At 33.9% G+C, this 26,148-nt stretch carries 26 protein-coding genes; 11 read left to right on the top strand and 15 right to left on the bottom strand.

Going from position 1 to position 26,148, the window contains the following annotated elements; all coding sequences use genetic code 11:
• Window positions 1-46: 46 nt before the first annotated feature.
• The 5 genes from KO515_RS06585 to KO515_RS06565 all read left to right on the top strand — a co-directional run bounded on the left by KO515_RS06585 (window position 47) and on the right by KO515_RS06565 (window position 3,271).
• Window positions 47-817, top strand: a complete 771-nt coding sequence (locus tag KO515_RS06585) for a MotA/TolQ/ExbB proton channel family protein (protein WP_178986035.1) — start codon at window positions 47-49, stop codon at window positions 815-817.
• A gap of 9 nt (window positions 818-826) precedes the next feature.
• Window positions 827-1,273 (top strand): hypothetical protein, encoded by a 447-nt coding sequence (locus KO515_RS06580; RefSeq protein WP_215935591.1) that lies wholly within the window; start codon window positions 827-829, stop codon window positions 1,271-1,273.
• 6 nt (window positions 1,274-1,279) lie between these two features.
• Window positions 1,280-1,915 (top strand): ExbD/TolR family protein, encoded by a 636-nt coding sequence (locus tag KO515_RS06575; protein ID WP_215935590.1) that lies wholly within the window; start codon window positions 1,280-1,282, stop codon window positions 1,913-1,915.
• Between the two features lie 12 nt (window positions 1,916-1,927).
• The gene (locus KO515_RS06570; protein WP_215935589.1) at window positions 1,928-2,392 is read left to right on the top strand and encodes an ExbD/TolR family protein; all 465 of its coding nucleotides are present in this window, start codon (window positions 1,928-1,930) and stop codon (window positions 2,390-2,392) included.
• A 180-nt stretch (window positions 2,393-2,572) separates the two neighbouring features.
• Complete coding sequence (locus tag KO515_RS06565; RefSeq protein ID WP_215935588.1) at window positions 2,573-3,271, top strand: porin family protein; 699 nt, start codon at window positions 2,573-2,575, stop codon at window positions 3,269-3,271.
• Here KO515_RS06565 and KO515_RS18805 read toward each other — a convergent pair.
• From KO515_RS18805 to KO515_RS06500, 13 genes are all read right to left on the bottom strand, one after another.
• Window positions 3,266-3,607: a hypothetical protein gene (locus KO515_RS18805; protein ID WP_252723801.1), complete on the bottom strand. Its 342-nt coding sequence runs from the start codon at window positions 3,605-3,607 to the stop codon at window positions 3,266-3,268. The genes KO515_RS06565 and KO515_RS18805 overlap by 6 nt on opposite strands.
• 277 nt (window positions 3,608-3,884) lie before the next feature.
• Window positions 3,885-5,351: an RNA polymerase factor sigma-54 gene (rpoN, locus tag KO515_RS06555; RefSeq protein WP_215935586.1), complete on the bottom strand. Its 1,467-nt coding sequence runs from the start codon at window positions 5,349-5,351 to the stop codon at window positions 3,885-3,887.
• Between the two features lie 80 nt (window positions 5,352-5,431).
• The gene (gene asnS / locus KO515_RS06550) at window positions 5,432-6,865 is read right to left on the bottom strand and encodes an asparagine--tRNA ligase (protein WP_215935585.1); all 1,434 of its coding nucleotides are present in this window, start codon (window positions 6,863-6,865) and stop codon (window positions 5,432-5,434) included.
• A gap of 34 nt (window positions 6,866-6,899) precedes the next feature.
• A complete protein-coding gene (locus tag KO515_RS06545) occupies window positions 6,900-9,308 on the bottom strand; it encodes an efflux RND transporter permease subunit (protein ID WP_215935584.1) in 2,409 nt (802 codons plus the stop codon).
• Between the two features lie 167 nt (window positions 9,309-9,475).
• A complete protein-coding gene (locus KO515_RS06540) occupies window positions 9,476-10,756 on the bottom strand; it encodes a DUF5686 family protein (protein ID WP_215935583.1) in 1,281 nt (426 codons plus the stop codon).
• 74 nt (window positions 10,757-10,830) lie between these two features.
• Window positions 10,831-11,385, bottom strand: coding sequence for a ribosome recycling factor (frr, locus tag KO515_RS06535; protein WP_215935582.1), 555 nt, complete (start codon window positions 11,383-11,385; stop codon window positions 10,831-10,833).
• 46 nt (window positions 11,386-11,431) lie between these two features.
• Window positions 11,432-12,139 carry a UMP kinase gene (pyrH, locus tag KO515_RS06530; RefSeq protein ID WP_215935581.1) on the bottom strand — a complete coding sequence of 236 codons (708 nt, stop codon included), beginning with the start codon at window positions 12,137-12,139 and terminating at the stop codon, window positions 11,432-11,434.
• Window positions 12,140-12,265: 126 nt separating this feature from the next.
• A complete protein-coding gene (tsf, locus tag KO515_RS06525; protein ID WP_215935580.1) occupies window positions 12,266-13,240 on the bottom strand; it encodes a translation elongation factor Ts in 975 nt (324 codons plus the stop codon).
• Between the two features lie 84 nt (window positions 13,241-13,324).
• The gene (rpsB, locus tag KO515_RS06520; protein WP_215935579.1) at window positions 13,325-14,113 is read right to left on the bottom strand and encodes a 30S ribosomal protein S2; all 789 of its coding nucleotides are present in this window, start codon (window positions 14,111-14,113) and stop codon (window positions 13,325-13,327) included.
• 173 nt (window positions 14,114-14,286) lie between these two features.
• Window positions 14,287-14,673 (bottom strand): 30S ribosomal protein S9, encoded by a 387-nt coding sequence (gene rpsI / locus KO515_RS06515; protein ID WP_215935578.1) that lies wholly within the window; start codon window positions 14,671-14,673, stop codon window positions 14,287-14,289.
• Window positions 14,673-15,128, bottom strand: a complete 456-nt coding sequence (gene rplM / locus KO515_RS06510; protein WP_215935577.1) for a 50S ribosomal protein L13 — start codon at window positions 15,126-15,128, stop codon at window positions 14,673-14,675. The genes rpsI and rplM overlap by 1 nt, the downstream gene beginning before the upstream one ends.
• Window positions 15,129-15,287: 159 nt before the next feature.
• The gene (locus tag KO515_RS06505; RefSeq protein WP_215935576.1) at window positions 15,288-16,259 is read right to left on the bottom strand and encodes an L-threonylcarbamoyladenylate synthase; all 972 of its coding nucleotides are present in this window, start codon (window positions 16,257-16,259) and stop codon (window positions 15,288-15,290) included.
• Between the two features lie 45 nt (window positions 16,260-16,304).
• Window positions 16,305-16,454: a hypothetical protein gene (locus tag KO515_RS06500; protein ID WP_215935575.1), complete on the bottom strand. Its 150-nt coding sequence runs from the start codon at window positions 16,452-16,454 to the stop codon at window positions 16,305-16,307.
• Window positions 16,455-16,624: 170 nt separating this feature from the next.
• Between KO515_RS06500 and KO515_RS06495 the strand changes: the two genes are divergently transcribed.
• A complete protein-coding gene (locus KO515_RS06495) occupies window positions 16,625-18,256 on the top strand; it encodes an ABC-F family ATP-binding cassette domain-containing protein (RefSeq protein WP_215935574.1) in 1,632 nt (543 codons plus the stop codon).
• Window positions 18,257-18,263: 7 nt separating this feature from the next.
• Here KO515_RS06495 and KO515_RS06490 read toward each other — a convergent pair whose 3' ends face one another.
• Together KO515_RS06490 and KO515_RS06485 are read right to left on the bottom strand one after the other, a co-directional pair.
• Entirely contained in the window at window positions 18,264-18,977 is a 714-nt protein-coding gene (locus KO515_RS06490; protein WP_215935573.1) for a hypothetical protein, read from the bottom strand.
• Window positions 18,977-19,522: an RNA polymerase sigma factor gene (locus KO515_RS06485; RefSeq protein WP_215935572.1), complete on the bottom strand. Its 546-nt coding sequence runs from the start codon at window positions 19,520-19,522 to the stop codon at window positions 18,977-18,979. Before KO515_RS06485 ends, KO515_RS06490 begins: the two co-directional genes overlap by 1 nt.
• A gap of 115 nt (window positions 19,523-19,637) precedes the next feature.
• On the opposite strand from KO515_RS06485, the gene KO515_RS06480 reads away from it, so the two are divergent.
• The 5 genes from KO515_RS06480 to KO515_RS06460 all read left to right on the top strand — a co-directional run.
• Entirely contained in the window at window positions 19,638-21,056 is a 1,419-nt protein-coding gene (locus KO515_RS06480; protein WP_215935571.1) for a DUF4412 domain-containing protein, read from the top strand.
• A gap of 23 nt (window positions 21,057-21,079) precedes the next feature.
• On the top strand, window positions 21,080-24,046 hold the full coding sequence (locus tag KO515_RS06475; protein ID WP_215935570.1) for a fibronectin type III domain-containing protein: 2,967 nt from the start codon (window positions 21,080-21,082) through the stop codon (window positions 24,044-24,046).
• Between the two features lie 15 nt (window positions 24,047-24,061).
• Window positions 24,062-24,697 carry a hypothetical protein gene (locus tag KO515_RS06470; protein WP_215935569.1) on the top strand — a complete coding sequence of 212 codons (636 nt, stop codon included), beginning with the start codon at window positions 24,062-24,064 and terminating at the stop codon, window positions 24,695-24,697.
• A 12-nt stretch (window positions 24,698-24,709) separates the two neighbouring features.
• On the top strand, window positions 24,710-25,279 hold the full coding sequence (locus tag KO515_RS06465) for a hypothetical protein (RefSeq protein ID WP_215935568.1): 570 nt from the start codon (window positions 24,710-24,712) through the stop codon (window positions 25,277-25,279).
• A gap of 118 nt (window positions 25,280-25,397) precedes the next feature.
• Window positions 25,398-26,148 (top strand): hypothetical protein (locus KO515_RS06460; protein WP_215935567.1); only part of this gene is annotated, 751 nt, incomplete at its 3' end.

Raw genomic sequence — 26,148 nt, 5'->3', positions numbered from 1 at the left:
TTTTTACCTTTAACACTTTAACTAATAAAATTAAGATTCAGAACAAATGAAAAGATTATTTTCTATCCTTGCCATAACATGTTTAATGGCTATCGGAACTGTTAATGCCAATGCAACAACAGCATTTGCAAGCGCAACAGCAACTGTAACAAGTGTAACTCAAGATGAAGTGACAGCTTCAGAAGATTTGAGTTTTCATCAAGAATTAAAAAAGCGTTTTATCGAAGGTGGTCCAGGCTTTATGGGTATTGTACTACTATGTTTAATTCTTGGATTAGCGATTGCTATTGAGAGAATTATCTTCTTAAACCTTTCGACTACAAACACTAAAAAATTAACACAAAATGTAGAAGATGCACTAAACTCTGGTGGTATTGAAGCTGCAAAGGAAGTTTGTAGAAATACAAAAGGACCTGTTGCCTCTATTTTCTATCAAGGTTTAGATAGAGCCGACGAAGATATCGATGCTGCTGAAAAAGCTGTTGTAGCTTATGGTGGTGTTCAAATGGGACAATTAGAAAAGAATGTGTCTTGGATTTCATTATTTATCGCTTTGGCACCAATGCTTGGTTTCATGGGTACGGTAATTGGTATGATTCAAGCCTTTGATAAAATTGAAGCAGCTGGTGATATGCAACCTTCTTTAGTAGCAGGTGGTATTAAAGTAGCACTTTTAACAACGGTATTTGGACTGATAGTAGCGATTATACTTCAAATCTTTTATAATTATATCATTGCTAAAATTGATAGTATTGTAAATGATATGGAAGATGCATCAATCACATTGATGGATTTATTAGTAAGACACAAAAAATAAAAAACAATTATGCACAAAATATTAAAAATAGTAGCTGCTATCATAAGCGTACTTGGCATTATCTTTTTAGGAAGAATACTTGCTGAAGGCGATGATGAGATAAAAGCAGCAGCTTTAGCAGGAGATACTGCTATTGTAGATCCGATAGCTATTACAGCTTATATTATATTAGGACTCGTTTTAGTATTTGTGGTGGTTTTTGTTTTAAAGAATCTATTCACAAATACAGCAGGACTAAAAAATACACTGATTGGTGTAGGTGCTTTTGCGGCAGTATTGATAATTTCTTATGTACTTTCTGGTGGTGACACTATGCAGTATAAATTACAAGATGGCGTTGCAACAGATGGACAATCAACTCTAGTAGGAGCTGGTTTAGTAGCTTTCTATATATTATTAGCTGTTGCTGCAATAACGATGCTTTTTTCAGGAGTTAAAAAAGTAATCAGTAAATAATATAACATGGCAAAAAGAGCAGCACCCGAAGTAAATGCAGGATCAATGGCTGACATTGCTTTCTTACTACTAATATTTTTCTTAGTAACAACAACTATTGAGAAAGATAAAGGATTATTAAGAAGTTTGCCACCAATTGATGACACCGAAGTTGAACCACCAATTATTAGACAAAAAAATCTATTCACGGTTAATATTAACCGTAATAATCAACTCTTAGTTGAAGAAGAAGAAATTCCGATTAGCGAACTAAGACAAGCAACAATAGATTTTTTAGATAATGGAGGTGGAACAAATCAAGCTGGTGAATCTTGTGATTATTGTAAAGGGAAACGTTTAGAAGATTCTTCTGATCATCCTGACAAAGCAATTATCTCAATGAAGCACGATAGAGAAACCACTTATGAGAAGTACATGGATGTACAAAATGAGTTGGTTGCAGCTTACAATTTCTTAAGAGAGCGTGAAGCATCAAGACTTTATAAAAAGTATTATCCAGATGCGGATAAGGTCTTTACTGCAATGCTTGAAGAGAAAGAGAAGAACCAATTTAGTAAGGATGAAGTTCTTAATGAGCGTATAGAGACCATTAAGAAATTATTCCCAATGAAATTGTCTGAAGCAGAACCTGATAAAAAATAAAACGTAACAAATATGTCTAAGTTTAGAAAAAAAGATAAAGGTGAATTGCCCGCAATTTCAACGGCATCACTACCAGATATTGTATTTATGTTGCTTTTCTTTTTTATGGTTGCAACTGTGATGAGAGACAGTTCTTTAATGATTGAAAACCAATTGCCAAGTGCGGATCAAGTAGAAAAACTGAAAAAAGATAGAACTATTTTTATCTATGCAGGTAAACCTAGTAGTCAGTATAAGCAATTTGGTGTTGAACCAAGAATTCAATTTAACGATGCTTTTATTACAGTAGAGGATGTTCAGGCATCAGTATTTCAAGGTATTGGAGAAATGAATGAAGAACTGCAAAGTAAAGTAGTTATAGGTCTTAAAGTTGATAAGAATACCAATGCAGGTTTAGTATCAGATATTAAGCAAGAACTACGTAAAGCAAATGCATTAAAAGTGATGTATATTGCTAACACAAAGAAAGCGGAATAATATATTATATTCTTAATTTTATAAATGAACGTCCTGAGAAATCAGGACGTTTTTTGCTTAATAGCTATTAAAGATTTTGTAGCTTTATCACAATGAAATACGAGGATTATATCCTTAAGAAGAAAAGATATATGACGCGTACATATTATCTGCCACGTTAAAATTATATCAGACGAATACATGAAGCATTATCTTTTGGTTTTATTCACTTTAATAGCGTTTTCTGGCTTTTCTCAAAGCTATACTATAGATACCTCCGAATACGATGAAAACTATAGAGAAGATCAATTCTATGCCTCTGTGACCTATAACTTACTCAATGAAAAACCGAGTGATATTTCTCAAAGTGGTTTTTCTTCAGGTTTTCATTTTGGTTTTATTAGAGATATGCCTATCAACAATAAACGTAATGTAGCGATAGGCTTAGGAATGGGTGTTTCAACAAATTCATACAATCAGAAGAACGTATTAATTGATGATACTGACAACACGATTTCTTTTACTAAAATTGATGAAGGTGATTATGATGTGTCAAAAAATAAGTTTACCACCTATCTTGTAGAGGTCCCGTTAGAAATTAGATGGAGAACATCCAATGCAAGTGATTATAGTTTTTGGCGTATTTATACGGGATTCAAAATGGGGTATTTGGTGTATAACTCTTCAAAATTTAAAAGTGAAGTTACCGATGTGAAGCTTTCTAATATCGATAGTTTTAATAAAGTTCAATATGGTCTAACCTTAAGTGCAGGTTATAGCACATGGAATTTTCACGTGTATTATGGCCTGAATTCTATTTTTGATAGTTCTGCTGAGTTTGATGGTGAATCTATAGACATGAAATCCTTAAAAATAGGATTGATGTTTTATATCTTATAACCAATAACTAAGAAGCATAAGTTGTGGAACTAATCCGGTAAACATTCCCAAAATTAATTCTTGAGGAGTATGTGCTTTAAGATGTAAACGCGAGGTTGCAATTGCTCCAAGAATAACCATCATTAAGGCTATGGTTCCATTGATATTTATCTGATAGTGTATACTTAAGGCTACGGCAAACATGAAAAAGCCAGAAGCAGCTATCATGTGAATACTTGCCTTTATTTTAAACACCGCAAGAATAAAACAGGTTAATGTAGAAATAAGGATGCCTAAAAAGAAAAAATATAACTCTATGATTTCTTCAGGTGTCAGTACGCGTATTAAAATGAGCACAATTATAATACAATTTATAAATAGCGGTATTAAACGTTCTTGAGTGCTCTTGAGATAAATAGAATTAACCTTGTTGATTGTCTTTAGCAAAAAGAATAGAAGAATAGGTAATATAATGGTAAGGATAACAATCGAAAATATTTTCGCATTTCTAACCGGTTCAGGGATATAACGGGGCGTTTTAGAGAAATAAAAAAGTATACCCAATAACGGCATGATTAAGGGGTGAAAAACAAACGATATACCTTTTAATATGAATTCTTTCATCAAGGCCTACTTAAAGTTCTTTCCTTAAACGTGCTACAGGAATATCTAATTGCTCTCTATATTTAGCTACAGTCCGTCTCGCAATTGGATACCCTTTTTCTTTTAATATTTTAGAAAGTGCTTCATCGGTTAGTGGCTTTTTCTTGCTTTCTTCCTCTATAACGGTTTCTAATATTTTCTTGATTTCACGTGTTGAAACCTCTTCACCTTGATCATTGGTCATGGATTCTGAGAAGAATTCCTTAATCAATTTTGTACCGTAAGGTGTATCTACATATTTACTGTTTGCCACTCTAGATATGGTTGAAACATCCATTTCAATTTCGTCTGCAATATCCTTTAAAATCATAGGACGTAAATTACGCTCATCACCCGTTAAGAAGTATTCTTTTTGATAATGCATAATAGAACTCATGGTAACAAATAACGTCTGCTGACGTTGCCTAACAGCCTCTATAAACCATTTTGCAGCATCCAACTTTTGTTTTATAAACATAACTGCATCTTTCTGAGATTTAGACTTTTCTTTGGTCTCTTTATAGCCTTTAAGCATGTTGTTGTATTCTCGTGATACATGTAATTCTGGTGCATTTCTACCATTTAAGGTTAACTCTAATTCACCATCTACAATCTTTATCGCAAAATCAGGAACAATATGCTCTACTATTTTGTTGTTACCAGCATAAGAACCACCTGGTTTAGGATTAAGGCGTTCAATTTCTTCTATAGCATCTTTTAGTTGCTCTTCGTCTATGCTGAATTTTTGCATTAATTTTTTATAATGCTTCTTTGTGAATTGCTCAAACCCATTATCAATAATCGTTGTTGCTAATTCAACATCTGGGTGCTGTTCTTTTCTATGCAATTGAATACTTAGACATTCTTGAAGATTGCGAGCGCCAACACCTGCTGGATCGAGTTGGTGTACAATGTGTAAAACGTTTTCCACTTCTTCCTCAGTGGTATATACGTTTTGTGTAAAGGCTAAATCGTCAGTAATATCAGCTAGCGAACGACGTATATAACCGCTTTCATCAACGCTACCAACTAAGAAGTACGCAATTTCTTCTTCTTGCTCTGATAAACGAAACGTGTTTAATTGATTTATGAGATGTTGTGTAAAAGAGGTGCCTGCGGCATAAGGCACAGATTTATCTTCATCATCAGCACTATAATTATTGGCTTGTGTTCTGTATTCTGGTATTTCGTCGTCACTGAGATATTCATCAATATTGATATCATCAGCTTCTATGGTTTCATTGTCATCGTAATTCTCTTCAGAATTATCAAACTCATCCAGGTTGTCATCAGAAGCTTCGGATTCTTTACCTGTATCTAAGGCGGGATTTTCTTCTAATTCTTGCTTTAAACGTTGTTCAAACGCCTGTGTAGGCAACTGAATCAACTTCATAAGCTGAATCTGCTGTGGCGAAAGCTTTTGTGAAAGCTTAAATGATAAAAACTGCTTTAAAGACATAAATTTTTAGTTGATTATAAATGTAATAAAAAATACCTGATAGGTTTTAAAAATCTATCAGGTATATTATTGTATGTCAATTAAAACTCTGCATTTTGTGGTGTTCTAGGATAAGGAATGACATCTCTAATATTCCCCATACCTGTAGCAAACATCACTAAACGTTCAAAACCTAAACCGAATCCAGAGTGAACAGCGGTTCCGTATTTACGTAAGTCTAAATACCACCATAATTCTTCTTCAGAAATATCTAAAGCTTTCATCTTTTCTTTTAAAACATCTAAGCGTTCTTCTCGTTGCGAGCCGCCAACCATTTCACCAATACCTGGAAATAAAATATCCATGGCTCTTACTGTTTTTCCATCTTCATTTAAACGCATGTAAAACGCTTTAATATTTGCAGGATAATCAAATAATATTACGGGACATTTAAAATGTTTCTCAACTAAGAAACGTTCGTGCTCAGACTGTAAATCGGCTCCCCATTCTTCTATAATATAGTTGAATTTCTTCTTTTTATTTGGCTTAGAGTTTTTCAAGATATCTATAGCCTCAGTATAGCTAACACGTTTAAAATTGTTATCTACTACAAACTTAATTTTTTCAATTAAGCTCATATCACTACGCTCGGCTTGTGGTTTTGTTTTTTCTTCGTCTAATAAACGCTTTTCTAAAAATTCTAAATCTTCGCTGTTGTTCTCAAGAACATGACTTAAAACAGATTTCATAAAGTCCTCAGCTAAATCCATATTACCCGCTAAATCCATAAAAGCAACTTCGGGTTCAATCATCCAAAATTCAGATAAATGGCGCGACGTATTTGAGTTTTCTGCTCTGAATGTTGGTCCAAACGTATAAACCTTACCTAAAGACATGGCGTAAGTTTCAGCTTCAAGCTGACCAGACACGGTTAAATTGGTTTCTTTTCCGAAGAAATCTTCTTTATAATTTACCGAACCGTCTTCATTTAATGGTGGATTTTTTGAATCTAAATTTGAAACTCTAAACGTTTCACCAGCACCTTCGGCATCACTTCCTGTAATGATTGGAGTGTGCATATAGTTGAAACCATTCTCGTTAAAATATTTGTGAACAGCAAATGACAATGATGATCTTAAACGCATTACAGCACTAAACGTGTTTGTTCTAGTACGTAAGTGTGCATTTTCTCTTAAGAACTCAAACGAGTGTTTTTTAGGTTGAATAGGGTAGGTTTCAGGATCAGAATCTCCTAAAATCTCTAAAGTTTTTACAACAATCTCAACCGATTGCCCTTTACCTTGACTTTCTACTAATTCTCCAGTAACATGTATTGCTGCCCCTGTAGTAACTCGCTTTAATAGAGCTTCTTCCAAATTATTAAAATCAACAACACATTGAATATTATTAATGGTAGAACCGTCATTTAAGGCTATAAATCGGTTAGCCCTAAACGTTCTTACCCAACCTTTAATTGAAACATCTTGCAAGGTGACATCTTGAGATAATAATTGTGCTACAGTTTTTGAATTCATTTTATTAATAATTTTTGAATGCTAAAATATGTTGTTAATCTTTATGGTCTTTTTTTTCTTCATCAGCATCTTCAGAAGCAATAATATTTATAGAAGGTTTTCTTAAGACTTCTTTATTGGCAATATTGCGCTCTAAAGATAATAATAGCGAAGGTAATAACAGTAGGTTAGAAAGCATAGCAAAAAGTAATGTTATAGATACTAAAGCTCCTAAAGCTACGGTACCACCAAAGCTAGATATTGTAAACACCGAAAATCCAAAGAATAATACAATCGATGTATAAATCATACTAACTCCGGTTTCTCTTAATGCTGCGTAAACTGATTTTCTAATTTTCCAATTGTTGGCTTGTAACTCTTGTCTGTATTTTGCTAAAAAGTGAATGGTGTCATCTACAGAAATACCAAAAGCGATACTAAAGACTAATATCGTTGAAGGTTTTATTGGAACTCCAACATAACCCATAATACCTGCCGTTACTACAAGTGGTAATAGGTTTGGTATAAGCGAAACAATGATCATTCTAAACGAACGGAACAAATAGGCCATAAATAAAGCAATGAGAATTATAGCAAGTGTCAATGAAATCGCTAAATTTTTAACCAAATATTTGGTGCCTTTTTGAAAGACTAAAGCTTTGCCTGTAATGATGACGTTATAACGTTCTTTAGGAAATAATTTGTCTACTTCATCTTGCAGATCTTCTTGGATACGTTCCATTTTATCCGTACCAATATCCTTCATGAACGTCGTAATTCTAGCATATTGGCCAGTACTATCTACAAAATCATTAAGCATATCACCACCGGTTGTCGAATTTTTAGCATACGATAAAATGAAGCTGTTTTCTTGACTTGTTGGTAATTGATAATATTTAGGGTTGCCGTTGTAGTACGCCTGTTTGCTATATTTTACTAAACTAACCACTGAAATTGGGCGCGATAATTCTGGGATGTCTTCAATGAGTTCTTCAAGTTCATCCATGCGTTTTAAGGTTGATAATTTCATAACTCCCTTCTTACGCTTCGTGTCTATCATAATTTCTAATGGCATAATACCATTAAATTCAGATTCAAAAAACCGAATATCTTTAAAAAACTCAGTGTTTTGAGGCATATCTTCTATAAGACTACCAGAGATTTTAATCTGATAAATTCCTATAATACTAGCAATTATTAAAATCAGCGTTGTAATGTAAATGGTAATTTTTTTGTTTTTTACCATGTTCACCATCCAATCTACAAAAGCACCAATCCAGCGTTTATTTAAATGTTCTAAATGGCGTTCTTTTGGGTAAGGTAAGAACGTATACATTATTGGAATAATGAGTAAACACAATATAAAAATGGCTAAAATACTTAAGGATGCGACAATACCAAACTCTTTAAGTAATGTGCTTTCTGTAAAGATGAAAGTAGCAAAGCCAGAAGCCGTTGTCACATTAGTCATCAACGTAGCATTACCAACTTTCGTAATGACACGTTGTAATGATCTTACTTTATTACCATGAGATTTTACTTCTTGCTGGAATTTATTGATTAAGAAAATACAATTCGGGATACCTATGACAATAATTAAGGGTGGAATTAAAGCAGTAAGTACTGTGATTTCATAACCTAGTAATCCTAATATACCAAACGTCCACATCACACCAATACATACCACTACAAGTGAAATGAAAGTCGCCGTAAATGACCTAAAGAATAAGAAGAAAATTAAGGAAGTGACAAACAGTGCTCCTCCGATAAAAATAGGAATCTCATCTATAATACTTTGCGAATTTAAGGTTCTGATGTATGGCATTCCTGAAACTCTAACGTCTAAACCTGTTTGAGCTTCAAACGCATCAATTTTTTCTTGAAGGTTATTTATAATAAAAGCTTTCCTTGCAGGTGTATTGATTATATCTTTCTTTAAGTAGAGTGCTGTTCTAATGGTTTTAGTCTCCGAATTAAACAAGAAATTATCGTAAAACGGATACTGCTCAAAAAGTTGTTTCTGTAGTGTATTGACTTCTTCAACACTAGATATAGAATCTTTAATAAAAGGCTCTAAATCAAACTGAACTTTTTCCGTGTTTTTAACTAATTTTTGAAGGTCTTTTATAGATAAAACAGCTTCAACTTCGTCACAACCTTTAAAAGAATCGGCTAGGGCATTCCACGCGTTAAGTTGTTTTACAGAGAATAATGTAGAATCTTTTACACCTAAAACAACAAGATTACCCTCTTCCCCAAAGATTTCTAAAAATTCGTTATAGACGAGATTTACCTCGTGGTCATCTGGTAAGAGATTAGCTTCTGTTGAAGAAAACCGCATGTGTTTCCATTGCGAGCTGAAAAATATAGTCGCCAAAATTATGGCAATGAGCATAAAGATTTTATTACGAAGAATAAGCCTTGCAATAGAATCCCAAAATCCTGTAGTAAAAAGTTTAAACATGTTTTAGTAACTTCCTCAGAGTGAAATCATAAGGTATTAATTGAAACGGTTTTAATTTTTGAAATAATCGCATTAATAGTAATGATATCGATGGCTGACAAAAATAAGCGGTAAAGGTAGAAAAAACCTAAGGATTTGTAGGTTAATTAACAGTAATATAATTTGCATTAGAGCGAAATATTAAAGGTAAACTTAAAGGCTATGTTATCCTCTAATTGCGGTAAGTGATAACCACCATATCGGTAGGCAAAGCTCAGTCCAAACCCAAAGAGTAATCTATTAATTTCAAAACCAGATTCTGAGTATAGTTTGTTAAGTGTGCCAAACTGAATGCCTTGGTGTCTACTAGTATGATTCATGTCTCCAAGGGCATAACGCGATATTAACACCAACTGTGGTTTAAAGCGATCTGAAATTTGAAATGGTTTTAATGTGTGTTTTAATTGTAATGTAGAAAATCTGTCACTAAAAAATTCATTAAAATACATAGTTTCGAAACTATTTAAACCTGCTACAGAAAAACGTTGCAATATGGTCTCCTTGGTAATATTATTAGGATAGGCGTGATATAAATGTGTAATTGGAATATCCCCTCCTGCAATTCCTGCAACCAATGTAAGTTTGGTAATGGCCTCATTTTTATGTTGAAACTGTTGAATGGTTCTAAAATCCAGTTTTGAAAAGCTAAAATTACTACCTAAAATAGATTTAAAAGCTTGTGTGTACTGGAACGTGAATTTTGGAAACCCATTTTTAGTTTCTTCTAATTTATCATTTATGTTGGTGAACTCACTAAATGGACTCCATTGTAAACTCACTTTAGTGGTACTTAAATCATAACTAGAGTAGGTTTTATCATGAATTAAAAAATTGTAATAGTAAGTCGGATCTATTTTTGAAGTCGCTAATTGCGTTTCTGAAAGTAAGTGATTCGAGAATTTATGCTGTAATGAAATTGATTTGGTAATGTGCCTATGAAACAAGTCAATATTGAGTAAACGTGGTTCAAAAAAGGTAAAGAAACGCTTATCGGTTAAAAATTTTGAACTTCCTGTTTCTTGTAAATCATCAATGTAAGCAAGATTGATCCAGGTGTCCGAAGCTTCATTAATTCTAATGCCTCCACCAATTTTATATTTAAGTGCTTTATCTTTAAAACCATAGACTAAATAACCATCAATGCGGTAACGTTCAGAAAATCGATTATTTGTAATGCCTCCTAATCCACTTCGTACACCTTCGTATTGGTTGAATTTAAAAAGGTATTTTAAATCGATATTAAAATAATTAAATGGTAGAAAGCCGTTACCAATATGTTTTAAGAATTCTGTCTTTTTTATAGAATCTTGCGCTGTTTTAGTAGAATCCTTTTTACTTACAAGTTCTTGCTGTGCATAGCTATAAGATGCAAGCGTTAGAAGTAAAACGGCAAACAGGTGCTTTCGCATTGAAGATGTTTAAATTGTAATATTAAAAAAAACATCCCAACGTGTTGGGATGTTATAACTTGATCGTGTTGGAATTACACGGTCATTATCTCTTTTTCTTTAATGTCTAGAGTCTCATCGATTTTCTTAACGTAGGTATCAGTTAATTTTTGAATATCGAGCTCAGCATTTTTTTGTAAATCTTCAGATACATCTGAATCTTTAATCTCGTGATTAGCATCCTTACGAGCATTTCTAATTCCGATTTTAGCATCCTCAGCTTCCGCTTTAGCTTGTTTTGCTAAATTACGACGTCGCTCTTCTGTTAATGGTGGTACATTTATAATAATAGTATCTCCATTATTCATTGGATTAAATCCAAGATTAGCAATCATAATTCCACGTTCAATTTCTTGAAGCATGTTTTTTTCCCACGGCTGAACTGTTATCGTTCTACCGTCTGGTGTATTTACATTTGCTACTTGACTCAAAGGGGTTTGTGAACCATAATAATCGACCATTACACTACCCAACATTGCAGGACTAGCTTTACCTGCTCTAATGTTTGTAAATTGTTTAGCTAAATGCTTTAATGCAGCATCCATGGCTTCTTTTGTAGTATCGATTATAAATTTAATGTCTTCGTCCATTGTGTTAACGTTTTAATTGAGAGTTATCAAAGTTTGAGCCAAAAAATTAAACATTGACTTCAGTTCCTATATTTTCCCCAGAAACTACTTTTAGTAAGTTTCCTTTTTTATTCATATCAAAAACAATAATAGGCAATTCATTTTCTTGACTCAGAGTAAAGGCAGTTGTATCCATAACCTTCAACCCTTTAAGTAGAACATCTTTAAAAGAAATCTGATCAAACTTAACAGCAGTACTGTCTTTTTCTGGATCAGCAGAATAAATACCATCGACACGAGTTCCTTTTAAGATGACATCTGCTTCTATTTCTATAGCGCGTAATACGGCTGCAGAATCTGTTGTAAAATATGGATTTCCTGTCCCTCCACCAAAAATAACAACACGACCTTTATTTAAATGGCTCATTGCTTTTCGTCTAATAAACGGTTCTGCAACTTCATTTATTTTAATAGCGGTTTGTAAACGTGTTTTAATCCCAGTATCTTCAAGTGCATTTTGTAATGCTAAACCATTGATAACTGTTGCTAACATGCCCATATGATCTCCTTGAACGCGGTCCATACCGTTCATAGCTCCGGCAACACCTCTAAAAATGTTTCCTCCTCCAATTACGATTGCAACCTCAACGCCTAATTCGGTTATTTCTTTAATGTCTTTGGCGTACTCTGATAAGCGTTCCGGATCGATACCGTACTGACGGTTGCCCATTAAGGCTTCACCAGATAATTTTAGTAGTATTCTTTTATATTTCATTATATGATTTAAAAGTTGAGCAAAGCTACGTAATTATTAGCTTCTGTAAAAGTGAAAAAAATGCAAAAAAAATGCTTCTCAGTATTGAGAAGCATTTTTAACACTTTATATATTGGATCCTATATATTATCCAACAGTTGCACGTTTGAAACCAGTAACTGCAACGTCACCATAAGTTGCAACGTAAGCAGCAACAGTTTGTTTTTCATCTTTAATAAACTTCTGATCTAATAAACATTGTTCTTGATCTAAAGTTGTGTTATCAGATATAAAACGCTCCATTTTACCTGGTAAAATTCTATCCCAGATTTGTTCTGGCTTACCTTCAGTTTTTAATTCTGCTTTTGCAGCTTCTTCAGCTTCAGCAATAACTTCAGGAGTTAATTGTGCCATAGAGATATAACTAGGAACATTCTTTAACGTTTTACCTAAACGTCCTAATTCAATATTATCTTTTTCAATTACAGCGATACGCGCTTCAGTTTCTGAAGCAACAAATGCAGGATCAAAATCTTTGTAAGATAATGATGTTGCTCCCATAGAAGCTACTTGCATTGCTACGTCTTTAACTAAAGTTTCAACGTTATCAACTTTAGCAGATAAACCTACTAAAGCTGCAATTTTATTAATGTGTACATATTGTCCAACATAAGGAGCTTCTAACTTTTCGAAAGCAGTGATGTCTAATTTCTCACCAATAACTCCAGTCTGCTCAACTAATTTTTCTGCAACCGTCATACCACCAAAATCAGCAGCTAAAAATGCTTCTTTTGTATCATGGTTTAATGCAATGTCAGCTAAATCATTAGCTAAAGCTACAAAGTTTTCGTTTTTACCAACAAAATCAGTTTCACAACCTAATACGATAGCAACACCAAATGTATTATCAGCATTAATCTTTGCGATAGCAGCACCTTCAGAAGAATCTCTGTCTGCTCTTTTTTCTGCTACTTTTTGACCTTTTTTACGTAAAACTTCAATGGCTTTATCAAAATCACCACCAGCTTCAACTAAAGCTTTTTTACAATCCATCATCCCAGCACCAGTTGCTTGTCTTAGCTTGTTTACTTCTGCTGCTGTAATTTTTACAGTATTTTCCATATTTTTTTAATTTAAAAAAGTCGAATAATTAATTTTCTACAAAGAAAAGAACTAAACGACTTTTGAATATTTTCTAAATGTTATTTATTCTTCTTCTTCAGATACGGTTGCTTTTTCTGCTTTCTTAGCAGGCTTAGCTTTAGCTTCTCCTTTTTGAGCTTTAGCTTCTTTTTCTGAACGTTCAGCTTTTCTTTCGTTTAAACCGTCTGCTATTGCAGAAGTTACGATAGATAAGATTTTGTCAATAGATTTAGAAGCATCATCGTTTGAAGGGATTAAATAATCAACTTCACGTGGATCAGAGTTCGTATCTACCATTGCAAAAATTGGAATGTTCAATTTTTGAGCTTCTTTGATGGCGATATGCTCACGCATAATATCTACAACAAATATAGCACCTGGTAAACGTGTCATATCAGAAATAGAACCTAAGTTCTTTTCTAATTTTGCACGTAAACGGTCTACTTGTAAACGCTCTTTTTTAGATAAAGAGTTGAATGTACCATCTTTTTTCATTCTATCAATAGAAGCCATTTTCTTCACGGCTTTTCTGATAGTTACAAAGTTAGTTAACATTCCACCAGGCCAACGCTCAGTAATGTATGGTTGGTTTACTGCTCCTGCTTTTTCAGCAACGATGTCTTTAGCTTGTTTTTTTGTAGCAACGAATAAGATTTTCTTTCCTGACGCTGCTATTTTAGCTAAAGCTTCAGAAGTTTCTTCAATTTTTGCTGCTGTTTTGTAAAGGTTGATAATATGGATACCGTTACGTTCCATATAGATGTATGGAGCCATGTTTGGGTTCCACTTACGTGTTAGGTGACCGAAGTGTACACCTGCTTCAAGTAATTCTTTTACTTCTACTTTTTCCATTTTGTAATAGTTTACGTTCTGTTAAATTAGCAATGTTCCAGTTGGCTTTTGCCGTTGGCTTCATTTAGATGCTAAACTGTAATCCTGAACTCGTTTCAGGACCTTTTTTCAATAAAAAATAATAATCCAGAATCTGCCGAAGCAGATTCTGAATAAAAAATAATTGTTGGATATTAACGTTTCGAGAATTGGAATTTCTTACGCGCTTTCTTCTGTCCGAATTTCTTACGCTCTACCATTCTTGGGTCTCTCGTTAATAGACCTTCTGGCTTTAATACTAGTCTGTTTTCAGGATCTAGTTCGCACATTGCACGACTTAATCCTAAACGTATTGCTTCTGCCTGGCCGGTGATACCACCTCCATATACGTTAACAGTAATATCAAAGTTGCCATCATTGTTAGTCAAGGCTAAAGGTTGGTTTACTTTGTATTGCAATGTTGCAGTACTAAAATAATCCGCCATGTCTTTTTTGTTCACTGTGATTTTGCCATTACCTTCGGCAACGTACACACGAGCAACAGCCGTCTTTCTACGGCCAATTTTGTGAATTACTTCCATTAGTTAATTTCGTTTAATTTCATTGTCTTTGGTTTTTGCGCTGCATGAGCGTGCTCTGTACCAGTAACAACAGTTAAATTTCTAAAAAGGGTTGCTCCTAATTTGTTTTTAGGCAACATTCCTTTCACTGACTTTTCTACTAATCTGCTTGGGTCTTTCTCAAACAATTCAGTAGCCGTCAGACTTTTTTGTCCACCTGGATAACCTGTGTGACGGATGTAACTTTTTTCCGTCCATTTGTTTCCAGTTAAGTTGATTTTCTCTGCATTGATAACAACAACGTTATCACCGCAATCAACGTGTGGCGTGAAATTAGGTTTGTGCTTACCTCTTAAAAGTATTGCTACTCTTGAAGCTAAGCGACCTAAAGTTTGTCCTTCAGCGTCAACTAAAACCCACTCCTTATTAACGGTAGCTTTGTTTGCTGAAACTGTTTTGTAGCTTAATGTATCCACACTAATTTGATTTATAATTGTGCCTTAAATGACACAATAGATTAAACATTCCTCTTCAAAAAAGAGTTTGCAAATTTACGATAAACTATTGATTTACCAAACCTTGATGGAAATATTTTTCTGCTGAAAATCAGCATGTTTAAAAAATGGCTTTTTAGTTTAGTGTTTTGTGGCTCTAGTGAGGCGGTCGTTTATAGATTTTCCTAAGCTGTAATCTGGGAATTCTTCAGCAATAATAATATCAAGATGCATCTTATCTAACTGATGAAGCACATCATATAAATTTGAAGCCGATTCAACTAAATCACCAGTTGTTGATAGTGCTATTTGAACCTCAATATTAGGATGGTCAATTTCAGACTGAAACGTTAATAGTCCAATACGTTTGTTTTTATGAAGATTTACTGCTTCTAAAATATTATCTGTTAAGACGGTTTTTGTTTTTGGTGCGTAGTGACGTTCTAACATGCCTGGTGCATCCGGAATAGATTCCGTTTGACTTTTAACCGAATTTTTAATTTCAATCGTTCCAACTATGGCTTCAATATCTTCTAGTGATTTTGAACCGAGTCTATATATAATAGGTTCGTCATTTTCGAAACCAATAATAGTAGATTCAATACCACTTGTACACGCTCCACCATCTAAAACCATTTTAATAGCATCTTTAAAATACGTTTCTACATGTTGCGCAGAAGTTGGGCTAATACTACTAAAAGGATTGGCACTTGGTGCTGCTAATGGAAAATCTAAGCGATTTAATAATTCTAAGGTTGTGGGGTGATTGGGAACACGTACGGCAACGGTATCTTTTCTTCCTGTAATTAGATCAGGAATTATGCTTTTCTTCTTTAAGACTAAAGTGATTGGTCCTGGCCAAAAGGCTTCGGCTAATAATTGCGCTTTTGCTGGAATGTGTTCAACTATATTAGAAAGCTCGTCTATTGAAGGGATGTGAACAATGAGCGGGTTAAAAAATGGACGCTTTTTGGTTTCAAAAATAGCTCTTATCGCTTTCTCGCTATAAATGTTTCCTGCTAAACCATAGACTGTTTCTGTTGGTATCGCAACAATGTCTTCAGCCGTTAAAAGCGCAACAGCTTTTGATATATCTTTTGAAATAATACTCATTATCTTTTATATACGGATACAAAATTACTTCAAAATCTCATACCACTATGATTTAAGGCGCTTATTTTTCTTTTCCTTATGTTGTTGGTAAAGTGCATAACCCAATACAGCCATTTCCAAACCTAAAATAGCTATTTTGGCTTTTTTGCTTGAAGTTATAGCGCTTGTTAATCCTAATACTTTTGTGATAATCATAATGATTCAAATTTAAATTAATACTATTTCTTTAAAATTAATATTTAGGTCTTAGAGCGGTTAACGGAAATAGGATTAGAATTAACTGAAATAGGACCTTATACAATTTTCGTTATATGTATAAATAATGACATTCCATTTAGTAGTTTTGCAGCTTCAAAATTTAGATTATGATTTCAGTAGATAATTTGGCGGTAGAATTTAGTGGTCACACCTTGTTTAGTGATGTGTCATTCACGATTAATCCGAATGACAAAATTGCCTTAATGGGCAAAAATGGTGCGGGAAAATCGACCATGATGAAAATTATCGCAGGTGTACAAAGTGCGACTCGTGGTAATGTAAGATGTCCAAAAGATGCTGTTATCGCTTATTTGCCTCAACATTTGTTAACGGAAGATAATACGACGGTTTTTGATGAAGCTTCTAAAGCTTTTAAACATGTTTACGAAATGCGTGACGAAATGGAAGACCTCAACAAGCAATTGGAAACGCGAACCGATTACGAATCTGACGAGTACATGAAAATCATTGAGCGTGTTTCTGATTTAGGTGAGAAATATTACGCTTTGGAAGATGTTAACTATGATGCTGAAGTTGAAAAAGCATTGAAAGGTTTAGGTTTTAAACAAGCCGATTTTACGAGACAAACTAATGAGTTTTCTGGAGGTTACCGTATGCGAATAGAATTGGCTAAGATTTTATTGCAAAAGCCTGATTTGATTTTATTAGATGAGCCTACCAACCATATTGATATTGAGTCCGTCATTTGGTTAGAAGATTTTTTACTGAATAAAGCCAATGCTGTTGTCGTTATTTCTCATGATAGAGCGTTTGTAGATAATATTACCAATAGAACGATTGAAGTGACGATGGGTCGTATTTACGATTATAAAGCTAATTATACCCATTATCTTCAATTGCGTGAAGACCGGCGTGTACATCAAGTAAAAGCCTACCAAGAACAACAGAAATTTATTGCAGACAATATGCAATTTATTGAGCGTTTTAAAGGGACGTATTCTAAAACCAACCAAGTAACGTCTCGTGAGCGCATGCTCGAAAAGTTAGAGCTTATTGAAATTGATGAGATTGATACGTCAGCTTTAAAATTACGTTTTCCAGCAACACAGCGTTCTGGTGATTATCCGGTGACGGTAAAGGATGTTTCTAAATCTTATGATGACCATATGGTATTTAAAGATGCTAACATGTCTATTGCAAGAGGTGAGAAGGTCTGTTTTGTAGGTCGAAATGGAGAAGGGAAGTCCACGATGATTAAAGCTATTTTGGGAGAAATAGATGTGGAAGGGACTTGCGCTTTAGGTCATAATGTAAAGGTTGGGTATTTTGCCCAAAACCAAGCGGCTTTGTTAGATGAGAGCTTAACCATTTTTCAAACCGTTGATGATGTGGCACAAGGTGATGTACGCACGCAGATTAAAAGTATTTTGGGTGGTTTTATGTTTAGAGGAGATGATGTTGAGAAAAAAGTCAGTGTGTTGTCTGGTGGTGAAAAAACCAGATTGGCGATGGTGAAACTCTTATTAGAACCTGTGAACTTATTAATTCTCGATGAGCCTACCAATCACTTAGATTTAAAATCGAAGGATGTTTTAAAAGAAGCTTTACAGAATTTTGATGGGACTTTAATTCTTGTGTCTCACGATAGGGATTTCTTACAAGGACTCTCAAATAAGGTGTTTGAGTTTAAAGAAAAACGCGTTGTTGAACATTTTGAAACGATTGATGACTTCTTGGCAAGAAATAGGGTAGAGAGTTTAAAAGGTTTGGATTTATAACAGCCTTTTACAATTTTTCTAAAAGCACTTTTCTTTCTTTAGTTTTAAATACAGAATTCTTAGAGTTCAGTCTTTTTAATTGCGCTTTAGCATTATCATAATCTTCAGTTCTAATATAGATTAAGGCGGTGTACCAAAGCGATTCGTCCGTATAGTCAAAATCGAGTTGATTTAAGATTTTAAATTGTTTTAAAGCCAACTCGTATTTCGATTGGTTGAGTAAAGACGCTGCGTAATAATAACGGATATTAGGATTGTTATTTATTTCTAATAGTGTTTCAAATTCATTTTCAGCCAATTCATAGTTTCCGTTTTCATATGCTATAAAAGCAGTATTATCCTTATCAGAATTATTTGATCGGGTTACGGGTTGATACGTATTTGGTGAAATTTCAAAATGGTCTTCAAATAAATCGTTACCAGATGTTGTGTTGAAGATGTTATAGCATAGTCCAATAACTAATACACTTGCAATAGCCAAAGCGGCATATTTAACTGTTTTAAAATTCGATTTTTCTTTAGGAAGGGTGTTTTCTAATTGCTGAAAGTGTGATTTTAGATGTTTGGCTTCAGCGATTTTAAAAGCCACAGCCATATCTTTATGAGACTCAAATTCAGCTTTAAAATCTGAATCTGTTTCTAACAAATGCTCAACTTCAGCTCTTTCGTTAGTAGAAAGCCGATTTGCAATATAGTCTTGTATGAGTGTTTCGTTATTCATTAGTTTACTTTAAACAACGTTTTTAAATGCTTTAAGCATCGTGATTTATGACTTCTCACCGTATTTGCATCTTTATAATGGGTAGCATCCACAATTTCTTCAATCGTTAAATTTCTGTAATAAAATAGTTGAAGTACTGTTTTACAGGTTTCAGATAGTTCGCTAAGTCGTTTCGCTAAAGCGTGTTGGTTTGCTGTAGGTAATTCTTCTTCTATCTTAATTTCTGTATAGTTGTCGTTTTCAACGTCTACTCTGATAACACGTTGCTGTGCTTTTAATGTTTTAAATATTTTATTTTTTCCTATGCCAAAGAGGTACGTTTTAATGGTACTGTTCTGCAGCTCTAATTGCGACGTTACAAAATTTTGGTGCATCGCAATAATGGCGTCTTGGTATATGTCTAAGACATCAGAAGTCGCTATGTCGTAGCGCTTGGCATAATTTAAAAACGCTTGCTTATAACTCAGATACACGCTTTCTAGAGCTTTTTTATCATCGGCTCTAAGTTGTCGTTGTAAATCGTTGTCGCTAAGCGTGTTTTTCATTTAGTTATCTCGAAGACTAAAACATTAACAATAAAACAAATATAATTTTTTTTAAATGGTTTGTTAATGTTTGTAATGTTAGAGGAACTAAAAGTGTAATCAATTCATAAAAACAATGAAAACACTTTTAAAATACGTTTTAGTATTAATGCTATTTTCTGCTGTTCAGCCTGTTGAAGCGCAATTATTAAAAAAGCTAAAAAATAAAGTTGAAAAGAAATTAGAACGAAAAGCGGAAGCAAAAATTGATAAAACGATAGATAAAACGATTGATGATGTTACGTCTGAAAAGAAAAAGGACACCCCAAAATCTTCCGACGAACCTGAGAAATCATTAGAAATAGCAAGTCCAAATACGGATTACGGCGATGTCATTATTACCCATGCCAATACTTTTGGTGCAGTTCAGATTCCTGAAGTGGGAAGAATAAAAGCAACACAAACCAATTCACAATGGCATATTACAGGATCGTGGTGGTCTCATGATGCCGATATACATGATGGCTTTGTGCTTACCATCCCTACCGAAGCGAATTTAAGACATGATGCAGAAGCAGATACTAAGGATGTAAAGCGCAGTTTTAAAATTCCTGAAGAAGCTACGCTCAAATTATCGTACGATCCCGACTTGTTGCATTACGAAGATTCTGGAGACGATTTTAAAAAAGCAGTTTCCGATAATTATCAAAGTTACAATGTTTCTAAAGGACAAGTCACTATCGATGTGCTAACGGAAGGCGCTATTCAAATTTCGTTTGATGGAAAAGTAAGTTTAAAAAAAATACTAAGGCACAGTGCTAACTCTGAAGACTATTCTGAAACCTATTTTGAATCTACCGTAATAGGAGGTATTGATGCTGAAAGTCCAGAATTTTTTAACCAAACCTCAGTGGTTAAAACAGAAGAGCCTAATGAAAACAGATGGAGTGGCTCGGAACAACAAAACACCAATTCAACCGCAGTTGCTGGGGTGTATCAATTTACGTTTGAAACTAAAGTTAAGGTCACCAATATTGATGATGCTAACGAAACCTATAAGATGTCTTATTTGTTAAATCCTAATGAAGACTATATGGGCTTAATGGTTGATATGAGTGATTATTCGGATGAAGAAATGCAAGGAGAGTCTGTAATCGTTATGGATGATGGAAATTCTCACATTTTTGTGGATACTGCTGGTATGAAAATGCAAATGTCCCAAAATATGATGGGCGGACAGCAAATGCAAAATCCTACCGACCAAATGGCGAATTACGACTATTCTAAAATTAAAAAGACAGGAAAAACTAAAACGATACTTGGTGCAATCTGTTATGAGTATGTGATGTCCGACAGTGAGGTTAAAATGACACTTTGGGTGGCACCAGAAATTAATCTGCCAAATTGGTTTATTCAAAATGAAGCGATTCTTAAAGGCTATATTATGGAATACACTATTCAATCTAAAGATGGTAACATGACAAGTGAAACTATTGCCATAAACGATAACATTGATAAGACAATCAATCCAAAGGATTATAAAAAAATGTTTTAACCCCAATTTAAAAACCAATGATTATGATTAAAAAAATACTACCAATATGCACTTTATTGCTATTTATGATCAATGTTAGTGCGCAAACATTTAATATTCCATTTACTGAAGATTTTGAAAGTTCGGAGGCAGGAGGTACATCTAGTCCTAATGCACCAGAAGGATGGTTTTATTTAAACTCAGGTATGGGCGGATATACTTATGTGAGAGCTAATTTAAGTTCAGCACAGTCAGGTGCAAAATATTATCGTCTGCATAGTGGTGTTGATTCAGATGGAGATTATATGCTAATCTCGCCTGAAATTTCTGAATTAACAACTACAGGTATTCTGGTTAACTTTAGTGTGAGCGGCTTAACGGGAGAAGAATTGCAAATCGGTACAATGGCTGACCCTTCTGATGCTTCTACATTTAATCTATTAGATACAAAAATTTTAACTTCAAACAATAACTACGAAGATGTGCAAATTAATATTCCTCAAGGAACAGACTCTTATTTCGCTGTTAGACATGGAGTAATTTCAACTCAGGTTAGTTTAAATTTAGATGATTTTAGTTTTACAGCTATGCCAAGTTGTATTGTTCCAGAAAATTTAACGGTTTCTGGTATTACAAGTACATCGGCAACACTATCTTGGGAAACGGAAACTACAGCTATTAATGGTTATGATTATATTTTAACTGCAGAAAATATAATTCCGGAATCTACATCAAGTCCACTTGGTTCAGTTGCAGCAGAAGTCACAACAGTAAATGTAACCGACTTAATTGCAGGGCAAATTTATTATGCGTTTGTTAGAGGTAATTGTGGTAGTTTAAAAAGCGAATGGTCAAATGGGATTGGTTTTCAGGCACCATGTTTTGTGTCTATTCCTTTTAGTGAAAACTTTGAGGGGTTAACTTCTGGATCTACTGCTAACCCAAACTATCCTTCATGCTGGAATTCTTTTAACTCTGGGGACGCATCTAGTGGAGGTACTTATATTTCTAATTTTCCAAATAACCCTGACGCACAATCTGGTGAGGGCTGCTATGTTCTTAAGAATGTCGTAGACATTTTTGGTGATTATATGTTAGTTTCACCAGCAATAAATGAATTAATTACCGATGGTGTTAAAGTTGAATTTGGTGTGAAAGGGTCACCGAACAAAGAATTAGAAATTGGTACAATGACTAACCCTACAGACATTTTAACATTTACTGTATTGCAAACAATAACTTTAAGTACAAATGAGTATGAAAATATTGAACTGAATATTCCTTCCGGAACGGATTCTTTTTTTGCGGTAAGGCTTGGTCAGACAGCAACTTTTACAGTACTAAATTTAGATAACTTTGTTTTTAGCGAAATTTCGGATTGTAATAAACCCGAAAATCTTACACTGGTTAATGTTACAGATTCAACTGCGAATATATCTTGGACAGAACCAGTGGAAGTACCTACAAATGGATATGAGTATGTAGTAATTTTAGATGAATCACTTCCAGATAATGAAACAGTTCCCTCAGGAAGTATTGTTGGTACCACTTTAAACCTTACTGATCTTGATGCGAACACAACTTATGATGTTTATGTAAGAAGCATTTGTAACTTAAATAATAATAGTAGTTGGTCTAATGTCTTAAATTTTACAACCGCTACGGTGTCTAATTTTATTTCGATTCCAGATTCAAATTTTGAACAAGCATTAATCGATTTAAATATCGATACAGATGGTGTAGTTAATGGCCAAATGCTTCAAAGTGATGCTATAGGTATTACTAGCCTAGATGTAAGCGATGAAAATATATCTGATCTTACAGGTATTGCATATTTTACGGATTTATTGAATTTATTCGCTGTAAACAATACGATAGCAACTATCGATGTGAGTCAAAATACAGCATTGACAGGTTTAGTATTAACTCAAAATAATTTAACGAGCATAGATGTTTCAAATAATAGTAATTTACAAACCTTAATACTAAGTGATAATGAAATTACAAGTATTGATTTATCAAACCATACTTCCCTATCAAAATTATATCTACATAGTAATTCATTATCAGAAATAGATACCTCTGTTCTACCAGCTTTATCAGAATTTGTCATATTTCAAAATGACTTATCAGAATTAGATTTATCACAAAACTTAGCTTTAATTCAGGTGCTATGTTCAGAAAATGACTTGGTAAGTTTAAACCTTCAAAATGGAAATAATACAAGTATAAGCGGTGTTTTTTTTGATGCGACTCAAAACCCAAACTTAACCTGTATTCAAGTTGATGATTCTGATTACAGTGAGTTAAATTGGACAGCTATAGATTCACAAACGACTTTTAGTACCAGTTGTTCACCAGAGAATGATGATTGTGTAGACGCCACTTCAATTACATTAGGGCAAGATACACCAGGTACTACAGTAAATAGCACGTCTAGTGATTTTAATCCTGCTTGTCAACAAGAAGGTATTGTTATATTGGATGTATGGTTTCAATTTATAGCACCAGCAAGTGGAAGTGTTACGATGACGCTAGGTGTTCCTGTAGCAACTGCAAAAGTTGCCATTTATGAAGATTGTTTGGCCCAAAGTCCGCTGGATTGTGCCCAAGACGAATTACAGATTAATAACTTAAATGCAGGGCAAACCTATTATTTACAAGTATGGTTGGAGGCATCAGTATCGGGTAGATCATCTACTTTAAATCAAGAAGGTGATTTTGTGCTTAATGTTCAAGATACATCGGTATTATCTTTAGACACCATAAAACATGAGTCTAATGAGATAAAGCTTCATCCCAATCCAGCAAAAGATAAGGTGACTATTACTTCTGATAAAATCATTACTCGTTATGAAATCTTTGATATGACTGGTAAAGTTATCTTGGCGCAATCAGGAATTCAAAACCTTAGTCATTCTATTTCGACGACGTCACTTTCAAAAGGCATTTACTTGATAAAAATTAAAGGAGAACAGCATTCAATAACTAAAAAATTAATCATTCAATAAACGATACTTATGAAAATGAAACTGTTATTAAATTTAAGTCTATTCACCCTATTGATGTCCTCATGTTTAGGAGATAAAAAAGTGGCGAACGTTGCTGAAATGAACGATACAAGCTTTGTGAATACCAATTTTAAAGGTAATCTCATTAACTATGCTAAGGGTATGAGTGCTTGTAAACATATATCTGCGAGTGCTATTGCCAAGCTCTACGATGTTTCTTCTGACAAGGTACATATTGAAGATCCTACAACCTCTGATAGGTATAAAAAAGATATGGAACCTATGTGCTTATTTTATATTAAAGACGGTGAAAATGATTTTCAGTGGTTAAAGGGCTCGCTGAATATTCAACGCGAAATTAGAAAAGATGAAATGGCGTATGACGTAGCAAAGGCTGCAGGCAATGGTGAAGAATGGGAAGAGGCTTGGGCGCTAAATAAATCAATTTCTAAATCTTCGGAGTGGGTTAGTGATATGGGAATGGCAGCTGTTTGGAATTCGAAAAAAGTAGAACTCAAAATTAAATTTAAAGGGTATATACTAAGTATTTATCCTATTAAAAATAAATTGAATCAAGCTGAAGTCGCCAAAAATAGAGATTACAAAAACGTAGCGATTGCTATGGCTAAGGCTTCAGGATTCATAAAATAAAATTAGACTTCAATGAAAATTATAAAGAATATACAACTGTTATTAATCACGGTTTTAATGGTTACTTCATGTGGCCAGAATAAGGAAGCTAAAAATGATACTAATTTAGGAGATGAGCCAGCATTAACGTCTCAGTCGAAAACAAAGGCTATAGATATAGCGTCAATAAAGAAGAAACTATGCAATGATTTTCCTGAAGATTTAATTTTAAAGTATAATCCTGACGGTAAAAAAATAGAAATAGAACCAATTGATGATGGTTCTGGTGGTATTTTACATTGTAAAGTTAAATTGTTTTATGGAGAAAAAGAATATCAATTTTGGGAAGGCTTAGTTACAGCTAATATCAATAACATGAAAGATCCATTTTGGCAATATAATCCAAAGCGCAATCCTACATTATATCAAGAAGTTGAAGGTTTAGGAGACAGAGCTGTTTTTATTGGTAATATGTTTCAGTTACAGATTTTAAAAGAAGGTGTGATGTATAACATTACACCACCAAATCGAGGTCGTACAACTAATACTGGAAAAGAAACAAAAGCTATTGCCATTGAAATTGCTCAACATTATCAGCTTTAAGACCAAATAGAAGGATTAACTTCACAAGAAGTAATAGCATAAAAACAAAAAAAATAGTATTATTACTTATTCTTAATGGTTTAAGTGTGAGGTCTTAAACTTAAAAAACACGAATTAATTGTTTGTTTTCAAAATTATATTTAAGTCTGTTGTAGCAATTTTGCTATTGTTATGTTCTGGCGTTTATGCTCAAGAGGTTTCTCAATCTCAAGAACTCGATAGTATATATGCACAGCAAGCCCTACTTTATAAAGCCAAAGATTATGCTGGGATTATTACTTTAAGCGAACATGCAAAGACCATTGCCTTAAAAAGTGCTCAAGACAGTATAACTTTTGCCAGAATTACAGCCTACATTGGCTATGCTAATAATAAATTTGCGAACTACTTAGAATCAATTAAAGGTTTTGAAGCCTCCTTAAAATATATCCCAAGCGAAAAGAGTGCAGGTGTTATTAACACCAATTATAATATTCTTTATGATTTACTCACTAGATATTACAGTTTACGACGGTATAAAAAAGCACTGTCGGTCGCAGCAAAGGCAGAACGACTACTCAACGACTACGATTATATTCGCGCCAGTAGGCATACGTGGTTGTACCAGCGAAAATTTAGAATCTATACAGCTTTAGGGTTTTATGATAAAGCTGCGATAGAGGTTGAAAAAATAAAGCAGAAATTACAACCAATAACTAATGAAACTGATGAAGCTATGCGCTATGGTTGGATGCGCTACTACAGATCGCGTTTATTGCTAAGCTATAATGAAGCGCTACATCTAAAGGAAAAAACAAATGCGTATCAAACTAAAATTAGCCCTCTTCGAAACACTATTGAAACCCATTTGTATAAGTTAGACTCGGTGT

It is taken from the genome of Winogradskyella psychrotolerans (genome assembly GCF_018860545.1).
GTDB classification, from domain to species: domain Bacteria; phylum Bacteroidota; class Bacteroidia; order Flavobacteriales; family Flavobacteriaceae; genus Winogradskyella; species Winogradskyella psychrotolerans_A.
The sequence above is the reverse complement of the archived record's forward strand: the minus strand, read 5'-3'. Positions and strand labels throughout refer to the sequence as shown.

Coding starts and splice junctions, on each gene's coding strand:
- KO515_RS06575 (WP_215935590.1), top strand. CDS start 1,280: ATGGCAAAAAGAGCAGCACCCGAAGTAAATGCAGGATCAATGGCTGAC.
- rpsI (WP_215935578.1), bottom strand. CDS start 14,673: ATGGAAGTAATTCACAAAATTGGCCGTAGAAAGACGGCTGTTGCTCGT.
- rpsB (WP_215935579.1), bottom strand. CDS start 14,113: ATGGAAAAAGTAGAAGTAAAAGAATTACTTGAAGCAGGTGTACACTTC.
- KO515_RS06505 (WP_215935576.1), bottom strand. CDS start 16,259: ATGAGTATTATTTCAAAAGATATATCAAAAGCTGTTGCGCTTTTAACG.
- KO515_RS06570 (WP_215935589.1), top strand. CDS start 1,928: ATGTCTAAGTTTAGAAAAAAAGATAAAGGTGAATTGCCCGCAATTTCA.
- KO515_RS06485 (WP_215935572.1), bottom strand. CDS start 19,522: ATGAAAAACACGCTTAGCGACAACGATTTACAACGACAACTTAGAGCC.
- rpoN (WP_215935586.1), bottom strand. CDS start 5,351: ATGTCTTTAAAGCAGTTTTTATCATTTAAGCTTTCACAAAAGCTTTCG.
- KO515_RS06480 (WP_215935571.1), top strand. CDS start 19,638: ATGAAAACACTTTTAAAATACGTTTTAGTATTAATGCTATTTTCTGCT.
- KO515_RS06475 (WP_215935570.1), top strand. CDS start 21,080: ATGATTAAAAAAATACTACCAATATGCACTTTATTGCTATTTATGATC.
- KO515_RS06500 (WP_215935575.1), bottom strand. CDS start 16,454: ATGATTATCACAAAAGTATTAGGATTAACAAGCGCTATAACTTCAAGC.
- KO515_RS06470 (WP_215935569.1), top strand. CDS start 24,062: ATGAAACTGTTATTAAATTTAAGTCTATTCACCCTATTGATGTCCTCA.
- asnS (WP_215935585.1), bottom strand. CDS start 6,865: ATGAATTCAAAAACTGTAGCACAATTATTATCTCAAGATGTCACCTTG.
- KO515_RS06490 (WP_215935573.1), bottom strand. CDS start 18,977: ATGAATAACGAAACACTCATACAAGACTATATTGCAAATCGGCTTTCT.
- KO515_RS06495 (WP_215935574.1), top strand. CDS start 16,625: ATGATTTCAGTAGATAATTTGGCGGTAGAATTTAGTGGTCACACCTTG.
- frr (WP_215935582.1), bottom strand. CDS start 11,385: ATGGACGAAGACATTAAATTTATAATCGATACTACAAAAGAAGCCATG.
- KO515_RS06540 (WP_215935583.1), bottom strand. CDS start 10,756: ATGCGAAAGCACCTGTTTGCCGTTTTACTTCTAACGCTTGCATCTTAT.
- KO515_RS06585 (WP_178986035.1), top strand. CDS start 47: ATGAAAAGATTATTTTCTATCCTTGCCATAACATGTTTAATGGCTATC.
- KO515_RS06565 (WP_215935588.1), top strand. CDS start 2,573: ATGAAGCATTATCTTTTGGTTTTATTCACTTTAATAGCGTTTTCTGGC.
- pyrH (WP_215935581.1), bottom strand. CDS start 12,139: ATGAAATATAAAAGAATACTACTAAAATTATCTGGTGAAGCCTTAATG.
- KO515_RS06580 (WP_215935591.1), top strand. CDS start 827: ATGCACAAAATATTAAAAATAGTAGCTGCTATCATAAGCGTACTTGGC.
- KO515_RS06465 (WP_215935568.1), top strand. CDS start 24,710: ATGAAAATTATAAAGAATATACAACTGTTATTAATCACGGTTTTAATG.
- KO515_RS06545 (WP_215935584.1), bottom strand. CDS start 9,308: ATGTTTAAACTTTTTACTACAGGATTTTGGGATTCTATTGCAAGGCTT.
- tsf (WP_215935580.1), bottom strand. CDS start 13,240: ATGGAAAATACTGTAAAAATTACAGCAGCAGAAGTAAACAAGCTAAGA.